General features: G+C 55.8%; 5 protein-coding genes. 2 read left to right on the top strand and 3 right to left on the bottom strand.

Features of this window, described 5'->3' with window-relative positions; translation table 11 throughout:
- Positions 1-150: 150 nt before the first annotated feature.
- Together RTM06_RS16365 and RTM06_RS16360 are read right to left on the bottom strand one after the other, a co-directional pair.
- Positions 151-1,425, bottom strand: coding sequence for an MFS transporter (locus RTM06_RS16365; protein ID WP_312183579.1), 1,275 nt, complete (start codon positions 1,423-1,425; stop codon positions 151-153).
- The gene (locus RTM06_RS16360) at positions 1,422-2,843 is read right to left on the bottom strand and encodes a M20 family metallopeptidase (RefSeq protein WP_312183577.1); all 1,422 of its coding nucleotides are present in this window, start codon (positions 2,841-2,843) and stop codon (positions 1,422-1,424) included. The genes RTM06_RS16365 and RTM06_RS16360 overlap by 4 nt, the downstream gene beginning before the upstream one ends.
- Before the next feature lie 148 nt (positions 2,844-2,991).
- On the opposite strand from RTM06_RS16360, the gene RTM06_RS16355 reads away from it, so the two are divergent.
- Positions 2,992-3,918, top strand: a complete 927-nt coding sequence (locus RTM06_RS16355; RefSeq protein WP_312183575.1) for a LysR family transcriptional regulator — start codon at positions 2,992-2,994, stop codon at positions 3,916-3,918.
- 1 nt (position 3,919) lies between these two features.
- Here RTM06_RS16355 and RTM06_RS16350 read toward each other — a convergent pair whose 3' ends face one another.
- Positions 3,920-5,515 carry an ABC transporter substrate-binding protein gene (locus tag RTM06_RS16350; protein ID WP_312183582.1) on the bottom strand — a complete coding sequence of 532 codons (1,596 nt, stop codon included), beginning with the start codon at positions 5,513-5,515 and terminating at the stop codon, positions 3,920-3,922.
- 126 nt (positions 5,516-5,641) lie between these two features.
- On the opposite strand from RTM06_RS16350, the gene pepT reads away from it, so the two are divergent.
- A complete protein-coding gene (gene pepT, locus RTM06_RS16345) occupies positions 5,642-6,868 on the top strand; it encodes a peptidase T (protein WP_154156221.1) in 1,227 nt (408 codons plus the stop codon).
- Positions 6,869-6,908: the final 40 nt, after the last annotated feature.

Raw genomic sequence — 6,908 nt, 5'->3', positions numbered from 1 at the left:
ACGACGTGGAAGCCGAAGGCACCGCGTTAGCGGCGCGAGGACGGCCCGTGACGCAGCAGATGTGTCAGAGCCCGCACCAGATTTAAAGCAAAATGGTTTCTTAACGGACAAGCATTACGCCATAAGTGGCGACCTGTAACCCTGAAACCTTTATGAAACCCGCTTCTGGCTGCGCAGCAGCGCCAGGCCGCTTAACACCGACATCGCCATCAGATAATAACCGGGTGCCAGACTGGTGCCGGTCACGCTAATCAGCAGTGTACAGATCAGCGGTGCAAAGCCACCAAACACCGTCACCGCCACGTTATAACTGATCGCCATGCCGCTTGCGCGCGTGCCAATCGGGAACAGATCCGCCATCACCGACGGCACTGTTGAGAAGTAGATCGACTTCAGCAGCGCCATCCAGCACACCAGCAAAATCAGGGTAGTCGGCGTGGTGTGATCAACCACCAGCTTAAATGCCGGATAGATAGTCACGATCAGCAGAATCAACGATCCCCACATCAGCGGCACGCGCCCTACGCGCTCTGCCCATAACCCCATGATTGGCGTGACCACCGTCAGAATCACGCCCGCCAACAAGGTGGCGGTAAACGCTACGCTGCCTGACAAGTGCAGGTTTTTAGTGGCGTAAGTCGGCACGTAGTTGAGCATGTAGTTCACCGCAGTCGAGATCACCATCAGGCCAATTGCCAACAGCATCAACTCCTTCTGGCGGCCAAAAAGACTTTTTAGCGGCGCGGCTTCCGGTTTGTGCTCAGCAAAGCTCGCCGGTTCATGTACGTGACGGCGGATATAGATCCCCAGCGGACCTATCAGCAGACCGAAGGCGAAGGGAATACGCCATCCCCAATCCTGAATCTGGCTTTCGCTGAGAATCTGCGTCAATCCAAGGCCAAACGCCGACGCCATCAATGTACTGGCGCCCTGCGTGGCGAACTGCCAGCTGGCGATAAAGGCTTTACGCTCCGGGAAATGCTCAACCAGGAACGCCGTCGAGCTGCCAAATTCGCCGCCGGCAGAGAACCCCTGCACCAGACGCGCCAGCAAAATCAGCAGCGGTGCCATCAGCCCAATGCTGCTGTAGCTCGGCATAAAGGTGATGACCGCGCCGCCGAGCATCATCAGGTTAATCGATAACAGCAGCGCTTTTTTACGACCGTGACGATCGGCATAGTTGCCCAGCACAATCGCGCCCAGCGGACGAATCAGGAATGACACGCCAAAGCTGCCAAAGGTCAGCAACATCGAGACCGACGGATCGCTGGTGGGAAAGAAGGCATGCGCAATATAGCTGGCAAAAAAGCCGTATACAGCGATATCAAACCACTCCAGCGCATTACCAATACAGGTGGCGAACAGCGTTTTGTGCAGATTGGGTTTTGCCGCGCTCAACGGCATCGCCGTATTCAATGTACTCATTGGCCACCTCCAACGTGCGCACGATGCTGCGCCACCAGTTCTGTTCCCTGCTCGCCCAGATCCCACAGCAGACGCGTCATAATCTGCAAACCTTCGCGGGCAATCGATTTCAACATATGCTCGTTGACGCCATGCTGGCCGCAGGCTGGATACGAGTGCGGCACCCACAAGGTCGGCAAACCGAGAATGTCGGAGAACACGTCATTGGGCAGCGAGCCGCCGAGGTTAGGCAGCAGCGCCGGTTTCTTGCCGCTGGTTTCCGCCATGCTGGTCAGCACCCAATTGACCAGCGGATCGGTGGGATCAAGGCGTGTCGCGGGCGATCCGCGCATAAACTCCACGTCCACATAGTCAAAACCGTGCTGATGCAGATGGGCGCGCACATGCTGGGCGAGGTTTTCCCAATCGGTGCCCACCACAAAACGAAGCTGACAAACCGCCGTAGCGCTGCCCGGAATCGCATTCATTGGACGCGCCGGATTGCCGGTCAGGAATGACAACACTTCCAGCGTGTTCCAGCCATACAGGCGTTCGGTTGGCGTCAGTCCCGGTTCGCCCCAGTTCAGGTTAATATCGGGATCGCCCGGCATGCCGCCGACTTCGATATCACCGAGAATATCGCGCACCTGCGGCGTCAAAGAGTTGGGTTTCAGCGCCTCAACCTGCAACACGCCCTGTGCGTTGACCAGCGAGGCGATGGCGTTGGCCAACTGCGTACCCGGATTGCTCAATAAGCCGCCCCAGTTGCCGGAGTGATAGGCGTTGTCTCGCGCGTTGACAGTCAAACGGAAGTTAACCGCGCCGCGTGAGCCCAGGAACAGCGTGGGACGAATCGCGTTGAGGCGCGGACCGTCTGAGGCAATAAACAAATCGGCTTGCAGCAATTCGCCATGCTGCTCGCACAGCTGCGCCAGTCCCGGCGAGCTGATCTCTTCGCCCATCTCGAACAACATTTTGCAGTTGAAGCCAAGGCTTCCACCGCGCAACTGATACACCTGCTCCAGCGCAGCCAGATTGACGCAGTGCTGGCCCTTGTTATCGGCGCTACCGCGCGCATACCAGCGATCGCCCTCTTCAACCATCTGCCATGGCGATAAGCCGTCGCGCCAGTTTTCATCATCACCAAACACCACATCGCCGTGACCATAGCTGAGCAAGGTTGGCAGCATTGGGTCTTCGATGCGTACCGCCACGAGGAACGGTCGATTAGCGGCTTCCGGGTTGTCGATGAAATGCAAGGTAAAGCCCAGTGCAATCAGCTGCGGGCCGATCTCATCCTGCAAATAACGCTGTAGTTCGCTGTCACGATCCTCGCGCTGGCTTTCGGTGCGTTGCGCCACGCGACGCGCCAAAATACGTTGAAATTCCCCACTGTCAAAATACGCGGTGGCCTGTTGAACCGCCTGTTGTGCTGTCATGTTTGCCCTGTCTTTTATTGTTTTGTCGTTGATTCATCTTTGCGGAAACGCTGCTTTGCCACAATTATCAATTTATCGAGTAAGATTTGCTTTTATGGCAAAGCTAGCCTGCCCAATTTCGAGGCATGCACCACCATGAGGCACCCGCATGTTAAGCAGTGAAATCCGCTATTTTCTCGCCGTGGCCAATACCGGCTCGCTCAGCGCCGCCAGCGAACAGCTGTTCGTGGCGGTGTCGGCGATCAGTCGGCAAATTCAGCGACTGGAGAATCAGGTTGGCGTGCCGCTGTTTGCGCGCCACGCGCGCGGCATGGTGTTGAATGAAGCGGGCGAAATTTTCGCGCATCACGTACGTAAGAACCTGCTCGATATGGAGTACGCGCTGGCGGAGATTAAGGGACTGAAAGCGGTGCGCCGTACATTGATTCGCGTGGCCTGCACCGATGGGCTGGCGTTTACGCTGCTACCCCGTTTGATCGCGGATTTCCGCAATGACAATCCGGGCGTGCTGTTTGATGTGAAAGTCGCCAGCACCCAGGGCGTGGCGGAAGCGCTGCGCAACGGCGAGTGTGACGTAGCGCTGCAGTTTAGTCTGCACGCAGAACGCGGCGTCGAAGTGATGGGTTCGTGGCCGGCACCGGTATTAATCGTTATGCATCAAACGCATCCGCTGGCGACTGCGCCGCAGGTCACGCTCGCTGATCTTAGCCACTATCCGCTGGCCTTACCGCAGCAAAACACCACCGTGCGGCAACTGTTTGAGCTTGCCAGCCACATGAATGGCAGCCTGGCTGAGCCGGTGATGACCTGTGATACCTTCTCGATGCTGTTTCAGTTTTTGCTGCGTACGCCGCAGGCGGTGACGATTTGCAGCGCCTTTACCGTGTTGCAGGAGGCTGAAACGCACGGTTTGATTTTGCGCTCAGTGGGCATCGATCAGCTGAGCCAGCGCACTCTGCAACTGCAGACGCAATCAGGGCGACCTCGCAGTGCCGCCCTGAATGTGTTTCTCTCCTTTTTACTGCAACAGCTGGACGCGTTAGAGGAACCGCTGCGCCAGCGTTGGAAGCCGTAACTCAGTTCTTGATATCCACCGGATAGAAGATGTGTTTACCGAACGGATCGACCTGATAACCGCTCACCGACTTGCGTACCGGCTCAAAGATGGTTGAGTGAGCAATCATCACTGCGGGCATTTGGTCATGCATGATCTGCTGCGCTTGCTGATACAGCGCCACGCGTTTGTCGTGATTCTGCTCGGCACGCGCTTCGGTGATAATCTTCTCGAACGGCTGATAACACCATTTCGATGAGTTGGAGCCGCCATTCGCTGAGGTGCAGCTGTAGAGCGGGCCGAAGAAGTTATCCGGATCGCCGGTCGCGGTGGTCCAGCCCATCAGCGCCGCCTGATGTTCGCCGCCTTTCACGCGCTTAAGGTATTCGCCCCACTCATAGCTGACGATATTGGCTTTGATGCCCACTTTGGCCCAATCCGCCTGAATCATCTCCGCCATTCGTCGCGCGTTCGGATTATACGGTCGCTGGACCGGCATCGCCCACAGCGCGATTTCGGTGCCTGGCTTGATGCCCGCTTCCTGCAGCAGTGCTTTGGCTTTCTCCGGATCGTAGTCGTAATCCTTCAGATCTTTATCCGCACTCCACACGTCCGGCGGCAGGATATTTTTCGCCACCGTGCCGGTGCCTTTAAAGATGGCATCGATGATCGCCTGCTTATTGATCGCCATCGCCAGCGCCTGACGCACCTTCACGTTATCCAGCGGCGCTTTGGTAGTGTTGAACGACAGGAAACCGGTATTCAGGCCCGATTTCTGTTGCAGCGTTAAATCGGGATTGGTGCGCATCTTCTCCAGATCGGCCGGATTGGGGAACGGCATAATCTGGCATTCGTTTTTTTCCAGCTTGGCGTAACGCACCGAGGCGTCCGGCGTGATGGAGAAGACAATGCGATCGAGCTTCGCCTTGCCCTGCCAGTATTCCGGGAAGGCTTTGTAGAGGATGCGTGAATCTTTTTGATACTGCACCAGCTCAAACGGTCCGGTGCCAATCGGCTCCATATCGACCTTCTCCGGCGTGCCGGCTTTTAACATCTGGTCGGCGTATTCTGCCGAATGAATCGAGGCAAAATACCACGCCAAATCGGCGAGGAATGGCGCTTCAGCGTGAGCTAAGGTGATGCGCACAGTATTGTCATCGACTTTTTCAATGCTGGTGATCAGCTTGGCCAGCTCAAGGCTTTCAAAGTTGGCGTAGTTACCACCAGAGACATTGTGGTACGGGTTTTTGGGGTCCATCTGGCGCATAAACGAGAAGATCACGTCATCGGCATTAAAATCGCGCGATGGCTTAAACAGCTTGTTGCTCTGGAATTTCACCCCTTTGCGTAGATGGAAGGTGTAGACCTTGCCATCCGGGCTGATATCCCAGCTCTCAGCGAGGCTGGGCACCAGTTCGGTGGTGCCGGGCGTAAAGTCCACCAGACGGTTAAATATCGGCACTGCGCTGGCATCGACGCTGGTTCCCGAGGTGTACAACTGCGGGTTGAAGTTCTCTGGCGATCCTTCAGAACAGTAAACCAACGTTTTTGCTGAAACCCCGCCCGCAACCGCCAAGCCGATTGCCGTGAGAGTGAGATTTGCCATCATTTTTTTCATCATGATCCTCGCTTTTTATTGACTTCCATGAGTCTGCTTCGTTATTTAATGTTCATCTGATTAATAAATAACATGATTTAACCAGCACGCGTACTACAGACGCCGCAATGCTAATAAGGAATTGTGATGACAGACCAACTTGCCAGCCAATTGACCCAGCGTTTCTACCGTTATCTGGCGGTTTCCAGCCAGAGCGATGCCAAATCAACTACGCTGCCGAGTACGCCGTCCCAACATGCGATGGCGGAGTTACTGGCAAAGGAGCTGGGCGAACTGGGATTGCAGGATATTGTGATTGACCAGCACGCTACGGTCACGGCGGTGAAACCCGGCAATCGTCCAGATGCGCCGCGTATCGGTTTTATCACCCATATCGATACCGTGGATGTTGGCCTCTCGCCGGATATCCATCCGCAAACTCTCACGTTCACCGGTGAAGATCTGTGCCTTAACAGCACGCAGGACATCTGGCTGCGCGTGGCGGAACATCCGGAAATTAAACCCTATCTCGGTCAGGAGATTATCTTCAGCGACGGCACCAGCGTGCTGGGCGCCGACAACAAAGCCGCCGTCACGGTGGTGATGACGCTGCTGGAGAACCTGCGTGGCGATCACGGTGATATCGTGGTGGCATTTGTGCCCGATGAGGAGATTGGCCTGCGCGGCGCCAAAGCGCTCGATCTGGAGCAGCGCTTTAACGTCGATTTTGCCTGGACCATCGACTGCTGCGAGCTGGGTGAAGTGGTCTATGAAAACTTCAATGCCGCCGCCGCTGAGCTGGTGTTTACCGGCGTACCAGCGCATCCGATGTCGGGCAAAGGCGTGTTGGTCAATCCGCTGCTGATGGCGCATGACTTCATCTCGCGCTTTGATCGCTTAAAAACCCCTGAACATACCGAAGGCCGCGAAGGCTATATCTGGTTCAATGATATGAATGCCAACGCCAGCCGCGCGGTATTAAAAGCCTCGATTCGTGATTTTGATTTGCAGGGCTTTGACGCGAAGAAACAGCAGCTGGTGGAAGTGGCCGACGAAATTGCCGCGCGTTATCCCACCGGCCATGTCGCGCTGACCATTAACGATACTTACAGCAATATCAGTAATGCGATTGGCGAGGATCGTCGCGCGATTGATTTGATTTTTGCCGCGCTGCAGCAGGTGGGCGTGGAGCCGAAAGTGATCCCGATGCGCGGCGGCACTGACGGTGCAGCGCTGTCAGCCAAAGGATTACTGACGCCGAACTTCTTCACCGGCGCGCACAATTTCCATTCGCGCTTTGAGTTTTTGCCGGTTCCCTCGTTTGTGAAGTCGTATCAGGTTGCTGAAGCGCTGTGTTATTTAGCGGCGAAATAAAAGAAAAAGGTCGTCATAAATGACGACCTTACGTTTGGAT

Origin of the sequence: Pantoea sp. CTOTU46764 (assembly GCF_031974595.1) — a bacterium.
Taxonomy (GTDB): Bacteria; Pseudomonadota; Gammaproteobacteria; order Enterobacterales; family Enterobacteriaceae; genus Pantoea; species Pantoea trifolii.
The sequence above is the reverse complement of the archived record's forward strand: the minus strand, read 5'-3'. Positions and strand labels throughout refer to the sequence as shown.

Coding starts and splice junctions, on each gene's coding strand:
- RTM06_RS16365 (WP_312183579.1), bottom strand. CDS start 1,425: ATGAGTACATTGAATACGGCGATGCCGTTGAGCGCGGCAAAACCCAAT.
- RTM06_RS16360 (WP_312183577.1), bottom strand. CDS start 2,843: ATGACAGCACAACAGGCGGTTCAACAGGCCACCGCGTATTTTGACAGT.
- RTM06_RS16355 (WP_312183575.1), top strand. CDS start 2,992: ATGTTAAGCAGTGAAATCCGCTATTTTCTCGCCGTGGCCAATACCGGC.
- RTM06_RS16350 (WP_312183582.1), bottom strand. CDS start 5,515: ATGAAAAAAATGATGGCAAATCTCACTCTCACGGCAATCGGCTTGGCG.
- pepT (WP_154156221.1), top strand. CDS start 5,642: ATGACAGACCAACTTGCCAGCCAATTGACCCAGCGTTTCTACCGTTAT.